The organism is Clostridium sp. CTA-1, from assembly GCF_054768215.1.
Window position 1 is genome coordinate 53,092 of the sequence record NZ_BAAAAP010000017.1, and the last position, 24,606, is coordinate 77,697.

General features: G+C 29.7%; 16 protein-coding genes. 4 read left to right on the forward strand and 12 right to left on the reverse strand.

The window, feature by feature from the left end:
- The 3 genes from ACYUEW_RS13700 to ACYUEW_RS13710 all read right to left on the reverse strand — a co-directional run bounded on the left by ACYUEW_RS13700 (position 1) and on the right by ACYUEW_RS13710 (position 2,343).
- The gene (locus ACYUEW_RS13700; RefSeq protein WP_003484166.1) at positions 1-921 is read right to left on the reverse strand and encodes a SufB/SufD family protein; all 921 of its coding nucleotides are present in this window, start codon (positions 919-921) and stop codon (positions 1-3) included.
- Between the two features lies 1 nt (position 922).
- On the reverse strand, positions 923-1,642 hold the full coding sequence (locus ACYUEW_RS13705) for an ATP-binding cassette domain-containing protein (RefSeq protein WP_460276935.1): 720 nt from the start codon (positions 1,640-1,642) through the stop codon (positions 923-925).
- Positions 1,643-1,731: 89 nt separating this feature from the next.
- Positions 1,732-2,343, reverse strand: coding sequence for a TetR/AcrR family transcriptional regulator (locus tag ACYUEW_RS13710; RefSeq protein WP_003484162.1), 612 nt, complete (start codon positions 2,341-2,343; stop codon positions 1,732-1,734).
- Positions 2,344-2,885: 542 nt separating this feature from the next.
- On the opposite strand from ACYUEW_RS13710, the gene ACYUEW_RS13715 reads away from it, so the two are divergent.
- Positions 2,886-3,368 (forward strand): Fur family transcriptional regulator, encoded by a 483-nt coding sequence (locus ACYUEW_RS13715; protein WP_003484160.1) that lies wholly within the window; start codon positions 2,886-2,888, stop codon positions 3,366-3,368.
- A gap of 327 nt (positions 3,369-3,695) precedes the next feature.
- On the opposite strand, the gene ACYUEW_RS13720 is transcribed toward ACYUEW_RS13715, so the two are convergent.
- The 3 genes from ACYUEW_RS13720 to ACYUEW_RS13730 all read right to left on the reverse strand — a co-directional run bounded on the left by ACYUEW_RS13720 (position 3,696) and on the right by ACYUEW_RS13730 (position 8,490).
- Complete coding sequence (locus tag ACYUEW_RS13720; RefSeq protein WP_460276936.1) at positions 3,696-5,090, reverse strand: MATE family efflux transporter; 1,395 nt, start codon at positions 5,088-5,090, stop codon at positions 3,696-3,698.
- A 235-nt stretch (positions 5,091-5,325) separates the two neighbouring features.
- Entirely contained in the window at positions 5,326-6,525 is a 1,200-nt protein-coding gene (locus tag ACYUEW_RS13725; RefSeq protein ID WP_003484157.1) for an FprA family A-type flavoprotein, read from the reverse strand.
- Positions 6,526-6,582: 57 nt separating this feature from the next.
- On the reverse strand, positions 6,583-8,490 hold the full coding sequence (locus ACYUEW_RS13730; protein ID WP_003484155.1) for an acyl-CoA dehydrogenase family protein: 1,908 nt from the start codon (positions 8,488-8,490) through the stop codon (positions 6,583-6,585).
- 635 nt (positions 8,491-9,125) lie between these two features.
- Between ACYUEW_RS13730 and ACYUEW_RS13735 the strand changes: the two genes are divergently transcribed.
- Genes ACYUEW_RS13735 through licT form a run of 3 tightly spaced genes read left to right on the forward strand, consistent with a single transcriptional unit; the run spans position 9,126 to position 13,338 of the window.
- Positions 9,126-10,997 carry a beta-glucoside-specific PTS transporter subunit IIABC gene (locus ACYUEW_RS13735; RefSeq protein ID WP_042384457.1) on the forward strand — a complete coding sequence of 624 codons (1,872 nt, stop codon included), beginning with the start codon at positions 9,126-9,128 and terminating at the stop codon, positions 10,995-10,997.
- Between the two features lie 56 nt (positions 10,998-11,053).
- Entirely contained in the window at positions 11,054-12,466 is a 1,413-nt protein-coding gene (locus ACYUEW_RS13740; RefSeq protein ID WP_265203652.1) for a glycoside hydrolase family 1 protein, read from the forward strand.
- A 38-nt stretch (positions 12,467-12,504) separates the two neighbouring features.
- The gene (gene licT / locus ACYUEW_RS13745; RefSeq protein ID WP_460276937.1) at positions 12,505-13,338 is read left to right on the forward strand and encodes a BglG family transcription antiterminator LicT; all 834 of its coding nucleotides are present in this window, start codon (positions 12,505-12,507) and stop codon (positions 13,336-13,338) included.
- A gap of 692 nt (positions 13,339-14,030) precedes the next feature.
- On the opposite strand, the gene ACYUEW_RS13750 is transcribed toward licT, so the two are convergent.
- From ACYUEW_RS13750 to rlmD, 6 genes are all read right to left on the reverse strand, one after another.
- Positions 14,031-15,974: a vWA domain-containing protein gene (locus tag ACYUEW_RS13750; protein ID WP_003484145.1), complete on the reverse strand. Its 1,944-nt coding sequence runs from the start codon at positions 15,972-15,974 to the stop codon at positions 14,031-14,033.
- Between the two features lie 15 nt (positions 15,975-15,989).
- The gene (locus tag ACYUEW_RS13755; RefSeq protein ID WP_460276938.1) at positions 15,990-17,225 is read right to left on the reverse strand and encodes a hypothetical protein; all 1,236 of its coding nucleotides are present in this window, start codon (positions 17,223-17,225) and stop codon (positions 15,990-15,992) included.
- On the reverse strand, positions 17,222-19,333 hold the full coding sequence (locus ACYUEW_RS13760) for a P-loop NTPase family protein (protein ID WP_460276939.1): 2,112 nt from the start codon (positions 19,331-19,333) through the stop codon (positions 17,222-17,224). The genes ACYUEW_RS13755 and ACYUEW_RS13760 overlap by 4 nt, the downstream gene beginning before the upstream one ends.
- Before the next feature lie 141 nt (positions 19,334-19,474).
- Positions 19,475-21,268 carry an oleate hydratase gene (locus ACYUEW_RS13765; RefSeq protein ID WP_085333683.1) on the reverse strand — a complete coding sequence of 598 codons (1,794 nt, stop codon included), beginning with the start codon at positions 21,266-21,268 and terminating at the stop codon, positions 19,475-19,477.
- Positions 21,269-21,572: 304 nt separating this feature from the next.
- Positions 21,573-22,142 carry a TetR/AcrR family transcriptional regulator gene (locus ACYUEW_RS13770; RefSeq protein ID WP_042384453.1) on the reverse strand — a complete coding sequence of 190 codons (570 nt, stop codon included), beginning with the start codon at positions 22,140-22,142 and terminating at the stop codon, positions 21,573-21,575.
- A 274-nt stretch (positions 22,143-22,416) separates the two neighbouring features.
- Positions 22,417-23,772, reverse strand: a complete 1,356-nt coding sequence (gene rlmD / locus ACYUEW_RS13775) for a 23S rRNA (uracil(1939)-C(5))-methyltransferase RlmD (protein ID WP_265203654.1) — start codon at positions 23,770-23,772, stop codon at positions 22,417-22,419.
- Between the last annotated feature and the right edge of the window lie 834 nt (positions 23,773-24,606).

The window sequence follows — 24,606 nt, forward strand, 5'->3', positions numbered from 1 at the left end:
TTACTTTAAAAATCCATTAATGATCTGTTCTTCTGCTTCTATTTCCGTAAGTCCTAAGGTCATTAGCTTAATAAGCTGTTCACCGCAAATCTTGCCAATAGCTGCTTCATGAATTAAACTTGCATCAATACAATTGGCTGCAATTTCAGGAATTGCTCTTACACTTGCATTATCCATGATAATTGCATCACATTCTGTATGTCCTGCGCATTTATTATTTCCATTAATTTTGGATAAAAATAATTGATGTGAATTATCTTTTGCTACAGATCTTGATATTACATTCGTACTAGAGTTCACACCATCTAAATCCACTTCAAATTCTGTCTCAGCAGTTTGCTTTCCATGAGTCATTATTTTCTCTTGAATAACCAATGTAGAACTATCTTTCAAAGTAGCCTTTGTTACACGCTTTGTAGAATTGACACCCTCAATCTGTACAGTATCCATTTCCATATAACCACCATTATCAATTTTTATAATTGTTGTAGGATTCATAATACGTTCTCCATTACCATCGCCAGTTCCATAGTGCTTTTCTACATATTTTACTTTCGCATTTTTACCAATAAAAAAACTATGTATGCCATTATGTTCAGATTCTTTACTACCATCATTGTGAATTCCACAACCGGCAATAATAGTTACATCGGAATTTTCTCCAACATAAAAATCATTATATATCATTTCTTTAAAACCACTCTCACTTAATAAAACAGGTATATGCACACTCTCATTCTTTGTATTAGGTTTAATAATGATATCAATTCCCGGTTTATCTGTTTTGATAACAATATCTATATTCTCAGTTGTATTTCTTCCAACTGCTTTTCCATTTGTTCTAATATTATAAGCCCCTATGGGAATCTCGTGAAATCCTATTACTTCTTTTAATAAATTTCTATGTATTGCATTCATCATCTCATTCTCCTTTGTAAAATTTACAACTTTTAGAACTATTTAATAGTCCCTGAAGTATTTCATCTTTCTTGCCAACTTGTTTTACTTCACCACCATCAATTACAACAATCTGATCTGCAATATTCAAAATTCTTTCTTGATGGGAAATAATAATAATTGAGCCGTGAATTTTATGATACATTTTTTCAAATACCTGAATCAGATTATTAAAACTCCATAAGTCAATTCCAGCCTCTGGTTCATCGAATACAGAAAGCTTTGTACCTCTTGCAATGATCATAGCTATTTCGATTCTTTTTAATTCTCCACCAGAAAGACTAGCATTTACCTCACGATAAATGTAATCTCTTGCACAAAGCCCTACTTCTGATAAATACTTGCAGGCATTTGCTGTACTCAGATTTTCTCCTGATGCCAATGTAATTAAATCCTTAACGGTAATTCCCTTAAAGCGAATGGTCTGTTGAAATGCAAAGCTGATACCCATGTTTGCTCTGTCTGTGATACTCAAATCTGTAATATCCTGTCCATCAAACAGAATCTGTCCACTAGTTGGCTTTTCAATTCCAGCAATTAATTTTGCAAGAGTAGATTTACCACTTCCATTTGGTCCTGTAATAACAACAAACTGCTCTCCAATCTTCAAATTAATATTTTTTAATATATCTTTTTGCAAATTATCTTCTTTCACCCCAAAAGAAACATTCTTCAATTCTAACATATATATCCTCCATTCTTTATCCAACATAACATTATACATACTCCATAATAAAAACCATACTATCTAGTTTTATCTCTATAATACTCCCTTTACAAATCACAATTATCAAGCAAAAATTTTCCATGTGCTAAATCTCTACTATCAGATACAAGTTGTGCAATTTCTCTGGCCGAACATTTGGGTGCACACTCAAACCACCATTTAATAATTACTAAAAAAGAACACGAAAATATTCTGATAAATAGTTCATCTTTTTTATCTAATTGCTCTGTATCTGTATTTAATTTAATCCAAATTCCAATCTTTTCTTCTAAAATTTCCTGCATTTTCGATAAAACGCAATCTTCCATATTTTCATCCCACAACGACATAATCATTTCTTCTTTTATTTGAAAATATAACATTAATTTTTCCAATTCATCTATATTCAAGGTAATACTGTTATGTGTAGATTTGATATAATCTAGACTGAATTCCTTTTCGTAATCTTTTAAAAAATCATTAATTATTCTTTCTTTTAAATCATATTTATCTAGATAATATTTATAAAAAGTTGATCGATTTATTCGTGCCCTCTCAGTTAAATCTTTTATGGTAATTTTAGTAAAACTTTTCTCTTTTATTAATTGTAAAAAACTATTTTTTATATTATCTAATGTTTTTACAACTCTTAAATCTTGTGCTTCAAACAATATAATCACTCCTAATATGAATCAATTTTCTGATAAATTATATGAACATTAACGTACTTCTCTTATTAAAATATAATGGATTTATCATAAAATCATTATCTACAAAATTGATGAAGATATCAATATTGAAATCTAATAAAATTAATTTTTCTTTTTAAATTTATAATAATTTGATAATAATGCTTGAAATAATTCGATTTAACATTAACATTAGATATTAATTTCTTATTTTAATTTAAATAAATACTATAATTTTTTATTAACAATAACATAAATTCACTAATATTTCTCTCTAATAACCTTATATACTTACCTAATAAGTAATTGATATTAATTATCATCTACATGTATATTCTATTTTAACTTTTAACCTTTTTCAATCATCAATATATAATTATAATGTTGCATAAACAACTTTATGATATAAATTGATGCTTATCCAATTTTAAAAAATTATTTAATGATTTTATTTAAATAAATACAATAATATAATGTCTTTATATCCAAATTTTATGCTTATTACTTAACACCAAAGTTTAAGGAGAATCTATATGTCAAAGGAATTAGAATTTTATAAACATATTTTTCACTCTAATAATATCAAACTTACAACTAAACGAATCATGATTTTAAAAATTTTCTTTGATCATAAAAATGATCATTTAACAGCAAATGAAATTTACTATTTAGTAAAAAAAATTTGTCCGTCAATTGGCTTAGCTACTGTTTATAGAACCATTCAAACATTATTAAAACTAGATTTGTTAGAACATTTATTATTAGAAGGTAGAGTTAATTGTTATAAACTATTTTTTAATGAAGATACAAATTTTGAAGTTCATAATAAACATCATCCTCATCTTATTTGCCTTGGTTGTAAAAAAATTATAGATTGTCGATATGACTTTAGTCAATATAACTTTATTAATACTGTTAAAAATCAAATAAATAAAGACTTTTTGTTCAAAATTACTGATTTGGAAATGAATTTCTATGGATATTGTGAGAAATGTTCTGGTAAAAAAAGCAAATAATAGATTTCGTGCATATAAATATTATTTTTATTAATGCTATTTATATTAAAAGAATTTACTTAACCCATTTAAATATGTATATAATAGTGTTTTAAATTTTTATATAATTTTAAAAATTGTATAATATAAAACTCTAGGGAAATAAAGATATCGCTTACATTAGGTTCATTAAATAAAAAAATAAGCGAAAATAAAAGGTGACACATATACTATGCCACCTTTTATTTTTGCTTATTTTTATTTGTATTAATAAATAAGACTTTTGAGAAACTCTAACTAACATATATTTGTAAACATTTTTCCATATATATACTTTGAATCTGGTCTTTATAAGGATGAAACTTTCTTTACTGAGTCTAAATTAGTCTCTTCCACCATTTCCTTTTTTAGGCTCTTATTTAACCAAATTGCCATTATAAAAGTTTCTATAAACGCCAAGCCATCCGCTGCAGTTTGACAGAATATTACTCCTTCTAATCCTATAAATTTTGGTAATATAAATATTAAAGGTATATAAAATATACCCTGTCTAGAAATAGATAATATAAAGGCTCCTAAAGCCTTACCTAAGGCTTGATATAATACTGCATAAGTATTTATATATCCAAAAAGTGGGAACAACAAACTTGCTGCTCTAAAGGCTTTTATTCCTATATTTATAACTTCTCTATCCCTTGTAAATATGAGCATACACCCTTCTGCAAAAACTATAAATAAAATAGATATAACAATTCCAGATATAATACTCCATTTAATAGATAATTTTACAGCTTCTTTTAATCTAGCAAAATTTTCAGCCCCATAATTATATCCTGCAACAGGTTGGAATCCTTGGCCAATTCCAAACACTATATAAAATCCTATAGACATAACTCTAAATACTATTCCCATAGCAGCTACAGCTGCATCTCCATAAGGTTTTGCTCCTAAATTCATGAAACCTAAAGCAAAACTGGCCAATACTTGAGTTACAAAAATAGGAATACCTATCTTAAGTATTTCAAAAAACATATTAAAAGTTGGTTTAAAAAACTTGATTCCTAATTTTATATAGCTTTTCTTAGAATAATAATATCTTAAAAGAAAAACAAAAGATACTATCTGTGATATAACTGTAGCAACTGCAGCACCTTTTATACCCATACCAAATTTAAACATGAATATAGGATCTAATATTATATTTATAACTCCTCCTATACAGGTAGCAATCATACTATATTTTGAATTTCCCTCTGCTCTAATAGTATTACTCATTATTCCTGTCCCAATAGTAAAAACCGCTCCTAATACTATTGTATATCCATATTCTCTGGCATATGGCATTATTGTTTCTGTTGCTCCATACATTAATAAAAATTTATCTAAAAATATTATAGAAATCACAGTAAAAATTAAGCTGAATATACATCCAATTATTATAGTAGATGTTAGCGTCTTATCAGCTTCCTCTTTTTTCTTTTCTCCCAACAATCTTGATAGATAGGAAGCACCTCCTGCACCAAACATAACCCCTATAGCTCCAATAAACATAAATAGTGGATATACTATAGATACGGCAGCAATAGCACTAGTGTTATTTAACATTCCCACGAACATAGTATCCACTATGTTGTAAATAGCATTAATTAACATAGCTATTATTGCAGGTACTGATAATTTTAAGAGCACCTTTGATATACTCTCTTTCTCCATCATTTCTGCTGTAGATATTTTGTTTTTCATATTCTTTCTTGCCTAATAAAAGCCTAGAAAAGCTTAGACATGCCTCCCTTCATAGTTTAAATTTTAATTTTTAAAATTTTATTATAGCGCTAGGCTTTGGATTAAATTTTACAGGTTCTAAAATTTAGAACCACTTGATAATATAACACTTTCTTTTGTTTTTGACAAATATTCAAAAAGGACCAACTCACCAGAATTGTCCATGAATTGGTCCTAAATTTATATTTTTATAAAATTATTTCATTGACTGAATAATACTATCAGCAACGTCATCAATTGAATCTTCATCCTGTTCTTTCACACTGGAATTGACTGATATATCATTATCTAAAATAGTCATTTCTTTCATATCACTTAAATGTTTACGCATTAGTTTTCCTGATTGAGGAGCCCAAGAACCATTTTCTATAAGAGCAAAAGTACGTTTTTGAAGATTTAATGCCTTTATATCCATTATATATCCTAACATTGGTGGATAAATCTTTAAGTTATAAGTTACACAAGCAAGAACTACATGACTATATTTGAATGTCTCAGAAATCAAATATGAAACATGAGTTTTTGAAACATCATACATAACCACATTAATTATTCCTCTTTTAACTAACTTTGTTGCTAAATTATTGGCAGCAGCTTCGGTATTGCCATACATTGTTCCATAAACAATCATTACACCCTTTTCCTCAGGCTCATATCGACTCCATTTATCGTACTTATCTAAGAAATATCCTAAATCACTACGCCATACTGGTCCATGTAACGGACAGATAATCTTAATATCAAGTTTTTTAGCTTTCTTCAAAAGAGCTTGAACTTGAACACCGTACTTACCTACAATGTTTGTATAATATCTTCTAGCTTCATCAATCCAATCTCTATCAAAGTCCACCTCGTCATTAAACATTTTACCATCTAATGCACCAAAAGTACCAAAGGCGTCAGCAGAGAATAATACACCATTAGTGGTATCATATGTTACCATAACTTCTGGCCAATGTACCATTGGAGCAAACATAAATGCAACATTATGTTTACCAAAGGACATATTATCTCCTTCTTTAACCTTTACTACTCTGTCTTGAACGTTAAAATCAAATTGATGCATAAACATGGAAGCTTTTTCAGTACACACAATCTTTACATCTGGATAACGAAGAATAATTTCTTCAATGCAAGCTGCATGATCTGGTTCCATATGATTTATTACCATGTAATCTAAAGTTCTATCTTTTAAAACCCCTTTAATGTTCTCAATGAATTGACGGCAAATTGACCAGTCAACTGTATCAAATAGTACTGTCTTCTCATCTAAAAGTAGATAAGAGTTATAGGAAACACCTCTCTCAATGGGATGAATATTTTCAAATAGAGCAAGTCTATGATCATTACCACCAATCCAATAAAGATCTTCAGTTATATTTCTAACACAATACATAGATTAAATCCTCCTTTACGCTAAAAGCACATTATTATGTCTATTTATTTATAAAAATCAAGCTTCTATAAACATATCTTTTCCTTCGCCACAAGCAGGACAAGTCCAATCCTTAGGCATATTCTCAAAGATTGTACCTGGAGTTATGTCACCTTCAAGATCTCCTACGCTAGGATCATATTCATAACCGCATCCATTACATACGTAATATTTCCAAGTTGGACGAACTTTTTCTGGAACAGCCCTTTTCATTTTTTTCATTGGGGGTGCTGCCTTCTTAGGTTCTCCGTTGTCTAAAGCATCAGTAAGCAATGGTAATATTTCCATCAAATCTCCAACAATTCCATAGTCTGAGTTCTTAAAGATTTTAGCATTAGGATTATTATTTATAGCAACAATTGTAGAAGCTTCCTTTATACCTTTCAAATGTTGAATTGCACCTGAAATACCACAAGCAATGTATAAATTTCCTGTGAATTTTTGCCCAGACATACCAATGTATCTATTCAATGGTACATATTTAAGTGTTTCTGCTACTGGACGAGAAGAGCCTATAGCTGCGCCAGCTTGAACTGCTAAATCTTCTATAAGTTTCATATTTTCCTTTTTTCCTATACCTAATCCTACACTGACTACTCTTTCAGCTTTATTTATAGGAGCATCTATAGGAATTCCAACTGTAAAATCATAACCATCTGCTTTAAGAGCTTCCACAAGTGCATCCACTCTTTCTTTAGGAGTTCCTTTCTTAAAAATCGTCTTTTTACGATAACCTGTAGCAGATTTATTTTTATAAGTTTGACCTGTATTCTTAGTTTTTGGCATTTTACCTATAATATTGGCAGCTATAACAACACGTTGAATTTCATTAGTTCCTTCATATATTGTACAAATCTTAGCATCTCTATAGGCGCGCTCAACTTCCATACCTTTCATATAGCCACTTCCACCAAATATTTGAAGAGCATCGTTGACAATCTCTAAGCAAACATCAGAAGCATATTGTTTTGCCATAGCAGCTTCCATACTATAACGCTCATGATTTTCTTTCATATCTGCTGCACTATAAACAAGTAATCTAGCTGCTCTAAGTTTTGTAGCCATATCTGCTAACTTAAAAGCAATAATCTGTTGGTGACAAATAGGTTTGCCAAACTGAATTCTTTCTTTTGAATACTCAAGTGCATTTTCATATGCTCCTTGAGCAATTCCTATGGCTTGAGCTGCAATACCAATACGACCACCATCTAAGGTAGACATAGCAATCTTAAAACCCTCACCCTCTTTACCTAATAGATTTTCCTTAGGAACTTTAACATCGTTTAAAATTAACTCTGCAGTAGCAGAAGAACGAATACCCATCTTATCATAATGTTTTCCAAAACTAAATCCTTGAAAACTTTTCTCAACAATGAAGGCACTAATGCCGCGAGTACCTATATTAGGTGTAGTAACTGCAAAAATAACATAAATATCTGCCTCACCTGCATTGGTGATAAAAATCTTTTCTCCATTTAAAACATAATTATCCCCTTCTAAAACAGCCGTAGTCTCTGTACCTCCAGCGTCACTACCTGCATTTTCCTCCGTAAGACCAAAGGCTCCAATCTTCTCTCCTTTTGCCAATGGAACTAGATATTTTTGCTTTTGCTCCTCTGTTCCGTAAGCAAAAATTGGATATGAACCTAGGGATGTATGAGCGGAGAGAACTACACCTGTACCACCATCTACTCTTGATAATTCCTCAACAGCTATTGCATAGCTTATTACATCTAAACCTGCTCCACCGTATTCTTTTGGATATGGTATCCCCATCATATCCATATCAGCTAACTTATGAATTGATTCTAAAGGGAATTTATTTTCTTGATCCAGCATAAATGCAATAGGCTTAACTTCTTCTTCAGCAAACTCTCTAATTTTTATCCTCAACTTCTCATGTTGCTCCATAGTTTTAAATAACATAAATATGCCTCCCTTTTAATTAAAATAGTCCATAAATATGTTTCTGCAACGAGTTTCTATAACTAGAGCTTCTTAACCTTAAGCATATTCTACAAATCTCTTTTACTATATGAAAATCATATAATAAATATGTTTTTCTGAATCAATTATTTTGATATTATATTACTATATAGTTTATTTAAATCATTTTCATTGCCATGCTAGTTCTCATTTATAGAAATACAGAAAATTTCTCTGACCTTTAATTCTTTTAATCATCAACTGCTATCTATGTCTTTTTTGGGGCTTATACCTATTATCAATAGTACTGCCTTTTCAATGCTTATATACACATTTTGATACTAATCAATTTCACTTTTCTTAAAATATTCCTATATATACTTTATTTACTTGAATTCAAAATTCTACAATTTAACTCATAATAATTAAATTTATTACAAGATATATATTGCATGCATAATAAATCTATGTTATTATATATGCAAGTAAACAATTTCATATGTTTTAACACATTTTTGTTAAGGCATGTTACTGGTAATGCAGGCAAGACCAAAATAAAAATGGATTTCTTTTATGAGAAATACATTTTATTTTGGTCTTTTTTTATTTTTAATTTTAATATAGGAGGAAAAATTATGGATTATAAAAAAGTTGGCCTTCAAGTATTAGAACTTGTAGGTGGGGCCAAAAATGTAAACAAACTTACTCATTGTGCAACACGACTTAGATTTGAACTAAATGATAAATCAAAGGTTCAAATGAAAAACCTTGAAAATTTACCCGGAGTTATAAGTGTGGTTGATAAAGGTGGTCAATTCCAAGTCATTATTGGAAATGATGTTCAAACATCTTACAGAGCCATAATTAATGAGACATCAGATCTTATTAACTCTCCAAATAAGCAACACAATAAAAATGTAGAAAAAGAAAATATAGTTTCACGTTTTATAAGCGTTATATCAACAACATTTACACCTATGATACCAGCAATTACAGGTGCTGGTATGATTAAAGCTGTATTATCTATTTTAAGTTTAACAGGCCTTTTATCTGCTGATAGTCAAACTTATTATCTATTAGACACTATTGCAGATGCAGCATTTTTCTTTATGCCAATACTATTAGCATATGGTGCAGCAATTAAATTTGAATGTAATCCCATATTAGCAATAACTATCGCTGGAGCATTATTACATCCTAATTTAACATCTCTTATGACATCTGGAAAAGCAGTACATTTTATAGGTATACCTGTAAGATTAACCAATTATGCAGGTTCTGTATTACCAATAATTATTACTGTCTGGGCAATGTCTTATATAGAAAGATTTGCAGAAAAAATATCACCATCAATTATTAAATTCTTTACTAAACCATTGATAATTTTATTACTTACAGCTCCACTTGCTTTAATTGTTATAGGTCCTTTTGGTACATATTTAAACGATTTAGTTGCTGCTGGCGCAGCATTTATTAACGGAAAAGCTAGCTGGTTGATACCTTTGCTTATGGGAGCATTTCAACCTTTCCTTGTTGTAACTGGTACAGCATGGGCTATGACTCCTATTGCTACAATGCAATTAACTAACAATGGTTCAGAAATGATAAATGGACCTGGTATGTTAGCTTCAAATATAGCTCAAGGTGCAGCTACTTTATGTGTCGCCGTAAAGAGTAAAAACAAAAATTTAAAACAACTTGCAGGCTCAGCTGGTACAACAGCATTATTAGGTATAACAGAACCATCACTTTATGGAGTTACTTTAAAACTAAAAAAACCATTAATAGCAGCTATGATTGGTGGTGGATGTGGAGGAATATATGCAGGACTTTCTGGTCTTGTCCGTTATGCATTTGTTTCACCAGGATTAGCAGCTCTTCCAGCCTTTATTGGTAAAAATCCAATGAATATAATACATGCTTTAATTACTTGTTTAATTGCTTTTGTAGTTACATTTATATTAACTTGGATTTTAGGTTTTGAAGATTCAATAGATGAGGAATCTATAAAAACTTCTGTCACTAATAAAAATGAAACTACTATATCTGATACTAATATAATTGAAATTGCTAGTCCCCTTTCTGGAAAATTAATTCCATTAACTCAAGTTAATGATGATGTATTTTCAGGTGAACTTTTAGGAAAAGGTATGGCTATACTACCCAATAATGGCAATGTAGTATCTCCAATTGAAGGAATAGTCTCAACTGTACTAGAATCAAAACATGCTGTTGCACTACAAGGAGATAATGGGGTTGAAATTTTAATTCATATAGGACTTGATACAGTAAATCTTGAAGGAAAGCATTTTAAGTCTTTTGTAAAAAGCGGAGATAGAGTTAAAATTGGAGATAAATTAATAGAATTCGATATAAATGAAATTAAAAAATTAGGTTATGATACTGTTACTCCAGTAATCATTTGTAATTCAGATAAATACGAAGCAATAGTAGGTGAAAAAGAAAATGAAGTTACATTTGGTAATAACATTATAAAAATTAAATAATAAATATTATAAAAATTCTATTTCTAGGCTTAACTTATTGAAAGGAGAAATTATAAATGCTATATAAAAATATTAAAGGATTTCCAAAAAACTTTTTGTGGGGGGGTTCTACCTCTGCTTATCAAGTAGAAGGAGCTTGGAATGAGGATGGTAAAGGATTATCAATAATAGATATGTGTGAACATCCTGAAGGTACAGCAGATTTTAAAATTGCTAGTGATCACTACCATAGATTTAAAGAAGATATAAAACTTTTTGCAGAACTTGGATTAAAAGCATACCGCTTTTCTATAGCATGGACTAGAATTATTCCTAATGGAATTGGTGAAATTAATCAAGATGGAATTAAATTCTATAGTGATCTAATAGATGAACTACTAAAATATAATATAGAACCAGTAGTTACAATGTTTCATTTTGATTTACCATATTCATTAGAAGAAAAGGGAGGCTGGAATAACCGTGATACAATTAATGCCTTTGTTGAATACTCAAAAGTATTATTCAAATCTTTTGGATCAAAGATAAAATACTGGCTAACAATAAATGAACAAAATACTATGATACTTCATCCCGGTGCTATAGGAATGCCTAAAGGAAAATCTTTACCTTCTAAAAAAGAATTATATCAACAAAATCATCATATGCTTTTAGCTCAAGCAAAAGTAATGAATTTGTGTCATGAAATGTATCCAAATGCTAATATAGGTCCAGCTATTAATACAACCGCAATGTATGCTGAAACCTGTAATCCTTCCGATGCTATTGCAGCTCATAATTGGGAAACTATTCGTTGCTGGAGTTTTCTTGATATAGCCGTATGGGGAAGATATAATAAACTAGCTTGGAGTTATTTAGTAGATAGAAATTTACAACCTACTATATTAGATGAGGATATGAAAATCCTAAGCAGTGCTAAACCTGATTTTATAGCTATTAACTACTACTCAACAGCTACAATTTCAGAAAGCAAAGGTGATTCTTCTGATATATCTGCTAGAGCTGGTGATCAACAAATAATGTTAGGTGAGCAAGGTGTATATCGCCCTGCAGAAAATCCTTATGTTTCTAAAACAAAATATGGATGGGTTATTGATCCTATAGGTCTTAGATTGACATTAAGAAAAGTATGTGAAAGATACAATTTACCCATTCTAATTACTGAAAATGGAATTGGTGCACCTGATGTTCTAGAAGAAAATAAAATTATAAATGATGATTATAGAATTGATTATATTAAAAAGCATTTAGAACAACTTAAGTTAGCAATTAATGATGGTGTAGATGTTATTGGCTACTGTCCATGGTCTGTAATTGATGTTGTGAGTACACATCAAGGATATAGCAAGCGTTATGGTTTTATATATGTTAATAGAGATGAATCTAATTTAAAAGACTTGAAAAGAATAAAAAAGAAAAGTTTTAATTGGTATAAGAATGTTATAAATACTAATGGAAGTAATTTATAAAACTTCTATATAAATAAAAATTATTTAGGGTGAATAAGATGAAAATAGTTAAAGTGATGAATAATAGTCTTATTTTAGCAAGAGATGAAAATGATAAAGAAATTCTTGTAATGGGGAAAGGTCTTGGTTTCAGACGCAAATCAGGAGAAGAAATAGATGTAGATAAAATAGAAAAAATATTTGTATTAAAAAATGAGACTAACACAAAAGAATATGTAAAACTTATTGAAGAAACTCCTAATGAATATATTGAAATTACTAATGATATTATACAATACGCCAGTAAAAAATTAGGTGGAAAATTAAATGACCAAATTTTCATTACACTAATAGATCACATCTCTTATGCACTTACAAGATATAAAAAAAATATAACATTACAAAATCGTTTGCTATGGGAGTTAAAAAAATTTTATCCAGAGGAATTTAAAATAGGAAAATATGCAGTTGAATATATTAATGATAACCTTAATGTAAATTTACCAGAAGAAGAAGCAGGCAATATTGCATTCCATTTTGTTAATGCACAAACAGATGAAGCCGTAATGCAAAATACAATGCTCACAATAAAAATGTTAAAAGATATTTTTAATATAATTCAATATAAATTCAATATAACAATTGATAAAGATTCACTTAACTATTCCAGATTCTTAACCCATTTACAGTTCTTTGTTCAGCGTTTACTGGATGACACCTTGATTGAATCTAAAGAGACATTTATTTTTGAACAAATTATAAAAGAATATCCTGGAGAAGTTAAGTGTGCTAAATTAATTGGAGAATACGTAAAAAAAATATTAAATAAAAAAATTTCTAATGATGAACTGCTATATCTAACTATACACTTAGTTCGTATAGTGGAAAAATAATTAATCATATTTAAATGTATATACATTTAAATATGATTAATTAAGTATTATAGCATTGTCAAAAATATTTAAAAGTATTATTCAAATAAACTTCTGAAATATAAGTTTAATTTAAATAAATAGAAAACAGTAAGTGGTTTAAATTAAACCTCTTGCCGCATTCTATTTAACTTATTTTTTTATCTAAAGAACTTTTTTGATTTTTGATTGTTTGTTTCATTTATTCTGGTAAGCAAACTTCTTTACTATTTTAAATTGCTGAGAATGCTTTGAAAAAAACTGTCTGGATCATCATAAATTCCAAAATCCTGATTAATTCCATCTTTTTGAATATAAGTATGGTTTATATTCCACTTAATAACCGGATTCTTAAAATCAGATACCGCCACTCCATATCCACAGAAACTTCCCTCACACGTGGAGGTACTACAATAATGATACCATAAGTATATAGTATTTTCTTAGTGGTAGACTAGTATTTTTTTGTAATAAGATAATTTATTAGTTTTTATTTCATGAACTCAAATGTCTATATATTTCCGGTATTTATACTGTATATCCTTGTAATATTTTATATTTTCATACATATCTTTTCCTATTTCACTCGAGATGACCTCCTTTGTTGACGTTAGAGATATTATCTCATAGAAATTGATGAATTAAAATTCAGGTTGGATTTTATGCTTACCCAACTAATTATTAAAAATAGACTGCATATTTTTTCCTACTGCTTTTAGCAATTCTTTTGGTAGTCTTTCTACTTGTTCACCAATCATTACTCCGTGTGGTTGTTTGTATCCTTCATTCCATACGAAGTTAAATATTTTTTCATTTGTTTCGCTATTCTTTCCTATTTGAAATGCATAGACTTCAACATTTTTAGATAATAATTCTTGTACGGCTTCTTTTGCTGATCCTGGAAAACTTGATGCACCGTCTGTAATTTCGAAGACTATCTTTATTTGTTTTCCTTTTTTGAGTTCACTTTCCTGTATAGATGTAATTCTATTGGATATTTCTCTAAGGCAACTTGCATCATCAGTTGCTCCATCTGTTGCATCTAGCTTTACAATTGAGCGAATTATGTCGCTTTTTTCTTTTTCCTTCACATTTTTATCGTTAAATTCTTTAACATTATAATACTTACTGCCAAAAAACCAGGTTTCGCTTAAAACTTCTACTTTTTGATTCAATTGTTCTGCATTGCTTTTCAGATATCTATTAAAATCATCTATAGACAACAAAGTCACTGCCAAAGCTTTTCTTGACGCCTCAATTTTTGACGCATTCATTGATCCTGAATTATCTATAACAAAAGAAATCTCTATTCTTTCAGGCAATATATCTGCTTGAGTTTCTAGTAAGTATCTATTAAAAATCAGAAGGTTTTTATAATTCCCCTTTTTTTCAGCTTCTACAAAATCCGGATAAAAATTAATAAAGCTATCCACATCTAGTTTTCCCTTTACTTGACCATCTTTTTTTACACTCACTTCTTTTTTTGCGTCCCCTATCAACTTTTTCCAAAATTGACGCATTTGTTCTCTTTCCAATTTCATTTTATTTGAATAAAATTGAAACAATTGTTGATCTGATTGGCTAATCCCATAAGGCTCTAAATCTACTTTACCTTGCATGGTATTTTGTATACACGTACTTATTTGATCTTGTTGATCTATCATTTCTTCTAAAATCTTTTCCACTTCTTCTTGAGTAGATTCCAGTGAATCTGGTATCTCATCTGCTTTTGACTGTTCAAAAGGATTTTCACTTCCTTTAACTTGCTCTTCTTTTTGTCCTTTTGATTTATATAACATCATTTCATCAATTTCTTGCTTCCACAATTGCTCAAAAGTTGGAAAGATGAAAGAACGAATGAATGGATCTCTCTCTATAATTCCTTGACTATTATTTATCTGTCTAACTAATTGATAATGAATAAAATCAAAAAAAGGCTGATTGAAAATTTTTCTATCAAAGGGACTTTCAACACACTCTTCAATTTTAGGCTCTATTTTATATAATTCAATAATAAAAAAGCTATTTGCAAAAGCTCTATGTCTAGGCATTTGAGAAATTGACTCAATGGTCTTACCTGTTTTTCTCATATATGAAACAATTTTTTTAAAATTTTCTTCATCCCTATATATAGGACACATTTGCAAAACTCTTAGAAATGATGTCTGTTTATCCACTAGATGTAACAAATCAAAAATTTCTTTTCTCACATAATTAGAAATAATTTTTGGTTGGTATGCAAGATCATCTTCTAGTCCTTCTTTTTTTACTCTAGTCATAATATAGCTTGTCATGTGATCAATTTCTTTCTGCCAATCTTTTTTTCTATTCAGATATTTTTTAGTTTGCTTTTTCCAATCAGGATATAATGCTAGCTCATAATAGATATGCCACATAATTTGATTATCATCTAATTTTCTATCCAAAAAACTTTCCAAGGGCAAATATAAAACTCCCTTGGAAGGGTCTAATAAAAATCTTTGTAGTTTTGAATCAGGAATATACATCAAACTAGAATCTCCTGTAAATGTGGCTAATGAGCGTTGTTCTTTTTGCAAAAACTCTTCGCAATGTTTTTTAGATTCTTCAATTAGTGTTTGTTCATCAAAGTCAAACATACTCATCCCCTCCTATTAATACAGCGGCAGATTCCACAAGTCTTTTGGTGTGTCAATTCGATCAATGTACAATAGATTTAATTTACCTTCTATATCCATGAGTAAATATTTTGAAACATCTAATTTAAAGACATTAGTAAAAAAGATGTCTTTAATCGTTGCATCTTCATTTAGATACCAATTTCCAAAATTCTCTTCAAGTAAGTATATAATTCCATCTTCACTTAAAACTACAGCTGTGCCTTTTTTAGATCGAATGTCAAACAAATTGCCTTTCAAATCATTCAATTCTATTTTTATATTTTTTGAATCCTCATATAAAGAAAATATCTTAAGCTGCCCTTTATTCCCTGCCACTATAATGAAATTCTTATTACCATTTTCATCCTCTAAGAATCTAATTTGCCTTATTTCATCATTTAGAAAATCAATTTTTTCTATAACAATAAATTCTCTGTTCTCATATTTGATAAAATATAATTTTCCCGTCTTTGTTCCAACTACAAAATAATCGTCATTTATTTTTTCTAGTGTAGTCCAATCTGGAATAGTGGAATATATATATTTATAAAAAAACAAACTATATTTATCACTTTCTTTTATTATTTCAAATAAATTTAACTTTTCATCTCCATTTTCCACTACAAATAAACCATCTCTAATTGCTAAACATCTTCCAAATCCATTAAAGTCATAATTTGCTTGAATCCTTTTAACTTTAATCTCCTCATTAACATTAGGCAGCTTATCAAAATTATCGCTTGAAAGTAGATAGCATCCTCCTCTGACCCCTAAAAGCAAAATTTCTTTGTCATTCAATTTATATATAAAGGAAATCGTCTCTTTTATTTCTTTAATAGGAGGACTCCACTCTACTTCAATTTGTTTATGATCAGAAAAATCATCTACAATATCTATATAAAAAAATTGAACTTTTCTATCTATACTACTTGTAATAAAAAGGTTTTTATTAATCCTCAATATAGTTTGTAAAAAACTATCAAAACTAAAAGCTCCCAATTGTTTTATTGGATTTATCCTCATTGAAGTTTTTTGGATATCATTTGCATAAACTCGATAATAGGGAATTAAATCAGTCAATAACTCTTCTTCTATTTTTAAAAGTTTATTTAATTGTTCTTTAAATCTATCATCTAAAATTCCATCTCTTTGGCATTCATTCAATTTTTCTCTTAGATCTTTAACTTGACTCTTAAACTCCTTTTCGTCTACTGATAAATTTATTTTCATTTTTCTTCTCCATTATCTTCTAAGTATTCAAGTAGATCTTTTGAATGCTCTAAATGAAATAATTGTTGATCTAATTTTTGATACTCTGTGGCATCAATTCGCGATGAATCATCAATAGCAGCTTCCAAAGTTTCTTTTAGTCCTTTTGGCAAAGTTTTTCTTGGCGTTCCTTTTCCAAATATAAGATGAACTACATCTAAATAACTTAAAGTTTCTGTTAATGGGCGAACATAGTGATATGGACGAGTTCGAATTTCATCATATGTTGTGGTTGCTTCTCCTATGCCTTTTGTCTCAACCTTCCATCCCTCTCCCATAGGGAAAAATCCAAAACGTACTGCTTGTGAAAGAATATAGTTTTGATCGTCAGGATAAGTGATTGAACTAATAAAGCCATCCCACAAAGCTTTACTCAAGTCTTTTTCTTCTCCTTTATTCCAATTATCTAAAACGTGTAAAATATTACGAATTGATAATACAGACTCTCTCAACTCTAGTTCATCTATTCCGCAATCTTCTTGGGCTTCGTCATCTTTCCATTTCCCCATAAAAACATTTTGAGTAACCCTGCACAATTGAGAAAATCTAAACAATTCTTCTAATGTTCTTTTGGAATTAGGAAGATGGATATTTCCATTTCTGTCAGTTAATCGCGCTATTATTATTCTAAAAAGTTCATTTTTTTCTGGCAACTCTTGATCTTCTAAAGAACCAATTGTATTTTGAGGTACATAATTATATTCAATGGTTACGAAACGTGATTTAAAGGCTGGATTTAACTCATTGGTTCCTTCATAATTGACCATTTGACTTGACAGGTTTCCTGTACCAATAAATCCAAATCCAGGCTTAATCAAAACAGGACCAACTCCTGTGATATAAGCTGTATTTCCTGCATGACGCTGTAGAATATCATTTAAAGCAATTAAGTTTTGCATGGCAATTGTATTTAATTCGTCTACAATTACAGGGCGACCTTCTTTTACTGCAATCAAAATTTCTCTTTCTATTTTTTTGATTTCGGTACCAAAAGCGCTATTACTTGCTACCAATAAATCAGAAAAGCTCTTCCATATTTGAATCTTAAGCTGCAACTGCTCTTCATCAGTCATCTTCTCTAGTCTAGTTCTGTGCTCATCCATCCACTCATAAAAATCTCCTATAATCATATTCAGATAATCCGAATAAGATCCTTTAGAAAAACTGTGTTTGAGGGTCAAAGTTTTCTCTACAAACATATCTTCATAAGTTAAATTATGGGATCCAGATATAAATAGTGGTTGTAAAGATTCTATTTCATCTTTACTTCCATTAGTTAAAATATTTTTATAGTAAAGTTTTCTTTCTTCATTAAATTCTTCAAATTTTTCAATAGCATCTTTTTCTGTGGCACTTGGATTTCTAGAAAACCAATCTTCCATTTTATCTTCTAATTCTCTTTGTATTCTATTTTGAATAGTAAAATCTAGAGCTGCTTCAGTTGCTAATTGTGTTTTTCCACTTCCCAAATGTCCAACAATATATACAGGAACACCTAAATTCAGCGAATCTATTACTTTTTGTTTTGCTTTAACTACATAAGGTACAGTTACCAAACGCTGCTGATGTTGGGTTTCTATATCACTTGTCAATTGCCGTTTATAATAAAATTCCCATGCTTCCGGAGAATTTTCTAAAATTGTCTCCAGCTCTTTTTCTAGTCTTTTTATGCAATCAACTCTATATCTTGTAGCTGAATTACTGCCATAATGACTATAATTATTACTTTCGCTATTAACTCTTCTTTCCCAACTAAGGAAAAACTGTTCATATCCAATTGAATTTTCAATTTCTTGTATCTTTTTGCCCTTATTTTCTGTTTCTTCTTCCACATAAGTTTTATATTTTTCATAATACACATTATTTTTTTTAGAATCAGGAGGAATATCATAATCCCTTTCTTCAAATTTTCGAAAAGCTTTAAAAAATGCCCCTTGTTCTTCTATTTTTTTATTATTCTCATATTCCAATGATTTTAAGGCTTCTTTTCGCAAATCGTCTTCATACCGATTTTGCATTTCTTCTATAGTAGGAATATAACCTTGCTTGATCTCTGTTTTTTCTTTCACAAAAGTTTCCTCCTTCGTATGATAATTCTATTATATTGTTAATATACCAAGTATCAATATGAATAATAACTACATATAAATTAAAATCCCGATTTTTTTAAAATTCGGGATTTTAATCAAATTATCTAACTGCAAATGGCATTAAATAATTCCATATTCTTTTAATAACTTTTCAATGTCTGTTCCTGCTACTTGTTTTAAAACTTTACGTTTAGCCATTGGTGGTAAATCAAGTTTTGGTTTTTCTCCATCTAATAAACATACACCAGCATTTAATAAATAACGAATATCATATCTTGAACCAAATACCTCAGGAACTCCTTTTTCAACTCCAGTTAAAACATATACTGCTTCCATAGCTGTACGTCCTGAATATTCTATAGTAAATACAGTATCACGGCCTGGATCATCCAATGTTTCAGCAAATTGTCCAAGGAAAGCAAAGTTTACTCCATTCTTTGGTACAACATATGGACGATCTCCAGCTGCACGAGGCATAAATTGAGATGTGATAAATGGCATCATAACAGGAACTGCGCTACATGATCCTGCTAATTCTTCAATTTTATCTGTAGGAACTCCTATATGATATAACCATTCTTTTGTGATTTCCTTACCAGTACAATCTCTCATAGGCTTTTTAATATAATCTCCAGGGACATCAGAGAATAAACCATATACCCAAACTAAAACATCTTTTTCTGGTTGTCCATAATATTGTTCTTGGCGGTTTATTGTCCAACTCATCAACCATGAAGAATCAAGTGCTGTAACTATTCCACCTGTTACAGTACGTCCACCATATGGTGAGCGTTTTGTGATTTTTTCAATGTACTCAGGAACACGTTCATCATGACAAGTTACTGTACAAGATTCCCAATTAGATTTTTCTGTATCTGTACAGAATTTATCTGGTCTTCCAAATTCATCTGATTGATCTGCTATATTTCTCCATAACTTCCAGCATCCTTCTGGTTCTCTATTAAATGGTGCAGGAGTATTGTCATCACCATATCCTGAACCTTCAGTCATAGAACCATTAGTAATAAATACTAAGTCGTTTTCTGTTAAATCAATAGAAATATCTTTTCCAGTTTTATCTGTTGCAACTATTTTCTTTGCAACCTTTTTATCATCTGAAATTGAGAATTCAACATTATCAACAGTAACTCCATATTCAAATTTAGCACCATGGTCTTCTAAATATTTAACCATAGGTTTTACAAATGAAGTATATTGGTCATGTCTTGAAAATTGTAGAGCAGAAAGACTTGGCAATCCCCCAACATGGTGGATAAAACGATTCATATATAATTTCATTTCTAAAGCACTATGCCAATTTTCAAAAGCAAACATTGTTCTCCAATATGTCCAGAAATCAGTGTTTAAAAGGTCTTCAGAAAGAAGATCTTCAATAGCTTTATCTTCAAGTTCTTCATCTGTCATATTTACAAAAGCAGCTAATTCTTTTGCCAAGTCTTGACCCAAATTGAATTTGCCATTGTCATAACGTTCACCTTTATTTTTAGTAATACGACAATTACTAAAGTTTGGATCATCGTAGTTTGTATAATAAAAATGATCTAAAACAGTCATATTAGGATCTTCTGTAGATGGTAATGAACTGAATAAACTCCATAAAACTTCAAAACAATGACCCATTTCACGTCCACCACGTGCTACATATCCCGCATTCTGACGAACTTGACCGTCTAAAGATCCACCAGGAATATCTAATTGTTCTAAGAAGGTAATCTTGCTGCCATCCATGTGAGCATCACGAATTAAAAAACAACCAGCAGCTAAAGCAGCAATTCCAGTACCGATTAAATAAGCTTTTTTATCTTCAATTCCTTTAGGCTTTCTTGCATTTACTAAAGCATGATAACTTCCATTTGTAAGGGTAAGTCTATCATCATGTGTTTTTAATTTCATTATTATCTCCCTCTTTCTTAAATTTTTAATAGTTTTCTAAATTATACCATTATGTTTGGAGTTCTTCTATATTCACTCCAATAGTATACCCATATATTGTAATATATAATGAGTCCTCCTTTAATTTTGTGGATACTTATTATCTGTAAGATCTCTATAAATCTATAATATAGTTTTTTTGTGTCTTTTTCATTAGATAAACAAACTGCGGTGTTCAAAATTCGAACACCGCAGTTTGTTTATCTAATTTTTAGGCATTGAGGTCAGAATGTCTGATAAAAAAGAAATCTCCTATCGTTTTTTACTAGGTATCATTTAAACCAGCACTTCGCTTAAGGGACAATTCGATGTTTCCATCGAAAAGATACCCGATTCGTCTAATAATAGTATCAGGGTCCTCCTTCATTCCGGCAGCAATCCACTGTAGCACCATTTCAGTAAGGGCACACTGATAAAAGGAAGCAATAAGTTTTCTATCTCCCGAAGAAGCTGAGATACCCTCGCTTACTTTTTCAACATACCGAATCATCACATTCCCTGATACATTGTATATATAGTTCACTAGTTCTTCTCTCTGCATGGAATTATATACATGATAAACGGCTGTTTTGTTTTCTAAAGCAAATCTAGCAGCTACAATAAAACTCTCCTCCCAGGAAAGTGTATCATTATATTCATCAATTACTGTCTGAAGTTCTGTTTGGAATATCTCTGACAAAAGTGCATATATGTCTGTGTAGTAATAATAAAAAGTATTTCTATTTATCTCACATACTGTAGCAATTTCCTTAACTGTGATTTTGTTAATTGGACGCTCATTCAGCATCTTTATGAATACCTCACGAATCATTTTTTTGGTATATTGCTGTGCCAAGTCGCCACCTCCTTGACGCTTTATCTATATTCAAAATTATAAAACATGGTAAGTTATTTTCAAATAATTCATCATCATATTATTTATTATAATTCTCAATCCTTAAAAAAATAACTGTCGTCTAATCTGTCAACATAACCACAGTTAAAGCAATGATATGTTTCCTCAGACAGAACATAAGAGTTTCAAAGGGTATCATCTACCAACTAACATCTGGCAAAATTGATGAAATACTCAGAAATCCTTATTTACTAGCTTTTTTACTCTACTTATTTTACTTTTTCGCTATCCTTACTACAGTCTCCACATGTGGTGTGTGGGGGAACATGTCCATGCCCTTAACCTTTTCTAATTTATATCCATTATCTATAAGATATTCTAAGTCATCCACTAAAGTTTTTGGATTACAAGATACATATATTATTTCCTTTGGTTCAAATTTAACTACATATTCTAAAGCTACTGGGTGTACACCTGGTCTTGGTGGATCCAATATAATAATATCCGGCTTCTGTTTTAAATCCTTTATAACCTTTGCTACATCTCCAGCTATAAATTCACAGTTATCTAATCCATTTAATTTTGCATTTTCATTAGCTGCCTTAACTGCTTCCTCTATTAATTCCACACCTATAACTTTTTTAGCCTTTGGAGCAACTATTTGCCCTATAGTTCCTGTACCACAATAAAGATCAAAAACTACCTTTGAACTAGCATCACCTAAAAAGTCTTTTACTATGCTATATAGTTTTTCTGCTCCCTTTGAATTTGTTTGGAAAAAGGCTTCTGGAGCTATTTTAAATTTTAGTCCTAATAACTCTTCTATTATATAATCTCTTCCATATAATATTTCTAATTTATCTACCTGAACTACGTCAGATAACGTGTCATTTATAGTATGAAGAATGCCTTTTATTTCTCCTTTGTACTCTCCCTTTAATAATATATCTACTATTTCTTTAAAATCAAATTCCATTTGAGATGTAGTTACTATGTTTACTAATATCTCTCCTGTATTTTTAGCTTTTCTTATAACTAAATTTCTTAAAAAACCTTCGTGACTCATTACCCTATATTTAGGTAATCCTTTTTTGCTAAAGTAATTAACCACAGATGTTAATATACTCCTAAAATCTTTATCCACAATTTCACAGTTATCCACTGTTACAATAGAAAAACTTCTATTTTTAACATGCATACCTAGAGTAAGATCTCCATCCTTTTCCATGTCTCCAAAGGTAAACTCCATCTTATTTCTGTATTCATATTCTTCTGGACTTTTTTCTACTCCTAAAAATTCAAAATCTTCTATGTCCTTATTTTCAAACAATTTTAATAATTGCTCTTCTTTTATTTCTAATTGTTTTTCATAAGGTATGTATTGTGTTGAACATCCCCCACATTGACCAAAATGAGGACATTTATTTTTTATAGCATAATCCACATTTTCTATTATTTCTAAAAGTTTAGCCTGAGCATATTCTCTTCTTTTTTTAGTTATTTTTGCTAAAACCTTTTGTCCTGGCAATGTTCCTTTTATATAAACTGGTAGACCATCCTTTTTTGCTATACCTGTTCCTGGAAATTCTGTTTCTTCTATAAGAAATTCATACTCCTTACCTTTTCTCATATATTTGTTTTCATCCTTTCAAAGTAAATTTATTTTAAGCACTTTATTTATTTCAAATCAAAACTTAATTCAGATGGAATTCTTATTCCACCTAAATTTTAATTAAATCAATTTAGGTGGTTTATAATTCTTATATACATTATAAGAATTATAAGCAATGGAATAAAATTTTCTATATTAATTTTATTTTCTATATTAAAAATAATAATTAAGAGCCTCCTAAGATACTCTTAATTATTTATCCATTTTATTTATTTTTTCTATAAAATTTAGCTTTTATGTATGGATAGAATAAAGATACTACTAAATATACAATAAATAGCATACCCCAAGCATCTACTACATATAACCCTATTATATATCTTAAGATTAACCCTATTACTGCTAAAACCCCTATGGATACTACAAATATTCCTAAGGTGTTTTTTATTCCTTCTTTAAAGTATTGTAAAAAGCCAACTTTATCCTTTATATCATTATGAACTTCGTCTTCTTTAGTTTTTTCTTCTATATCTTCTTTTGCAGACTTATCAATTTCTTCTTCTTTATTTTTTAGAGCATCTTCTTCTACAAACTCATTAATTTTATCTGTTTCATCTTCTGATACTTTTTCATATATTACTCCTCCTCACATTTTACATCCAAGTCAAATTATATTATGCTATAGTATTAGTTCTATGTAAATATATTATATCCTTATAAATTATATGTTTTTAATAAATTATTATTTTTGTAATAAAAAATCCACACTTTCTTTAACACTTACAACAATTATCATTTTTTAAATCAATCTTTATTACAATTATCCTATTTATAGTTTATACTATATAAAGA